This window comes from Aeromonas sp. R2-3 (assembly GCF_040908375.1).
Classification (GTDB): Bacteria; Pseudomonadota; Gammaproteobacteria; order Enterobacterales; family Aeromonadaceae; genus Aeromonas; species Aeromonas veronii.
On sequence record NZ_JBFODP010000025.1, the window covers coordinates 1 to 2,168 of the forward strand.

2 protein-coding genes are annotated in these 2,168 nt (G+C 52.3%); both read left to right on the top strand.

Annotation, left to right across the window (positions count from 1 at the left end; translation table 11 throughout):
• Positions 1-1,086 (top strand): elongation factor Tu (gene tuf, locus AB5Z02_RS12590; protein ID WP_368216046.1); only part of this gene is annotated, 1,086 nt, incomplete at its 5' end.
• 113 nt (positions 1,087-1,199) lie between these two features.
• A complete protein-coding gene (gene gmhB, locus AB5Z02_RS12595) occupies positions 1,200-1,742 on the top strand; it encodes a D-glycero-beta-D-manno-heptose 1,7-bisphosphate 7-phosphatase (protein WP_168769957.1) in 543 nt (180 codons plus the stop codon).
• The last annotated feature ends 426 nt before the right edge of the window (positions 1,743-2,168 follow it).

Consider the following 2,168-nt stretch of genomic DNA (forward strand, 5'->3'; position numbering starts at 1 on the left):
AACGTGCTGGCCAAGCACTTCGGTGGTAAAGCTTTCGCCTTCGACCAGATCGACAAGGCACCGGAAGAGCGTGAGCGTGGTATCACCATCAACACCTCCCACGTAGAATACGACACCGCTACCCGTCACTACGCCCACGTAGATTGCCCGGGTCACGCCGACTACGTTAAAAACATGATCACCGGTGCTGCCCAGATGGACGGCGCGATCCTGGTAGTAGCAGCGACTGATGGCCCGATGCCGCAGACTCGTGAGCACATCCTGCTGGGTCGTCAGGTTGGTATCCCGTACATGATCGTGTTCATGAACAAGTGTGACATGGTTGATGACGAAGAGCTGCTCGAACTGGTTGAGATGGAAGTTCGTGAACTGCTGACCGAGTACGACTTCCCGGGTGATGACCTGCCGGTAGTTCGTGGTTCCGCGCTGAAAGCGCTGGAAGGCGACGCTCAGTGGGAAGAGAAGATCATCGAGCTGGCTGGCCACCTGGATACCTACATCCCGGAGCCGGAGCGCGCGATTGACCAGCCGTTCCTGATGCCTATCGAAGACGTATTCTCTATCGCTGGCCGTGGTACCGTAGTTACCGGTCGTGTAGAGCGCGGTATCGTTAAAGTAGGTGAGACTGTAGAAATCGTTGGTATCAAAGATACCGTTTCTACCACCTGTACCGGTGTAGAAATGTTCCGTAAGCTGCTGGACGAAGGTCGTGCAGGCGAGAACATCGGCGCGCTGCTGCGTGGTGTTAAGCGTGAAGACGTAGAGCGTGGTCAGGTACTGGCCAAGCCGGGTTCTATCAAGCCGCACACCAAGTTCGAATCTGAAGTGTACGTACTGTCCAAAGAAGAAGGTGGTCGTCATACCCCGTTCTTCAAAGGCTACCGTCCGCAGTTCTACTTCCGTACTACCGACGTGACCGGTACCATCGAACTGCCGGAAGGCGTAGAGATGGTAATGCCGGGCGACAACATCAAGATGGTTGTTACCCTGATTGCTCCGATCGCGATGGACGACGGCCTGCGTTTCGCTATCCGTGAAGGTGGCCGTACCGTAGGTGCTGGTGTTGTAGCTAGCGTAATCGCCTAATCGATTCGTTATATACAAAGATGAAAAGGGGTGGCTTCGGCCACCCCTTTTATTTTTGGGGCTATTTATGGCCTGTGAGATACTGGGTAAAACCATTGATAGAGGTAGTTTCCGTGAGCAACCCCGCCATTTTTCTGGATCGTGACGGTGTCATCAATGAAGACACTGGCTATGTCAGTCAGGTCGATGATTTCCATTTTCTGCCCGGAGTCATAGACGCCCTGCAGCTCCTCAAAAAGAAAGGCTATCTGCTGGTCGTCGTCACCAACCAGTCCGGAATTGCCCGCGGCTACTTCAGTGAAGATGACTTCATGAATCTGACTGAATGGATGGATTGGTCACTGGCTGATCGGGATGTGGATCTCGATGGCATCTACTTCTGCCCCCATCATCCGGATCACGGCGCCCCCTGTGATTGCCGCAAACCGGAGCCAGGCATGCTGCTGTTGGCGCAACAGGAACTGGGGATCGACATGAGTCGTTCCTATATGGTGGGTGACAAGCCTTCCGATCTAAAAGCTGCCGTCAATGCCGGGGTCGGTCACAAGATCATGGTCAGAACCGGCAAGCCGGTGACCGAAACGGGTAGTGGGCTGGCCGACGCTCTCTATGACAATCTGCACGATTTTGCTGTTGCGGTGCCTGCAGTGAGCTGATTTCGCCGGTTTAATATGCCAATTGGTGGCTTTGTGAGCGAACAAACAGCGAAAGCCATCTTTTTGCAATTATCTGCTTGCCAGAAAGAATCTGTTCCCTATAATGCGCCTCCATCGACAGGGCAAGCGGCAACGCAAACAACCTCGTCGGTAACCTCGAAAAGCCTTTAAAAATAAGGCTTGACTCGAGAAGGCGGTTGAGTAGAATTCCACTCCCGCAGCAACACACTGTTGCGTCGCTCTTTAACAATTTGAATCAAGCAATCTGTGTGGGCACTCACAGCATCGAACATCAAAAACAATTTTTGATTTTCAATGTCTGGTGAAGTGGCCAAGACGATTTCTTAGCAATAAGAAGTCGAACAGTTTATTTCAGCAATTCATTGAGCCGCTTTTCGAAGCAACCAAACTTAAATTGAAGAGTTT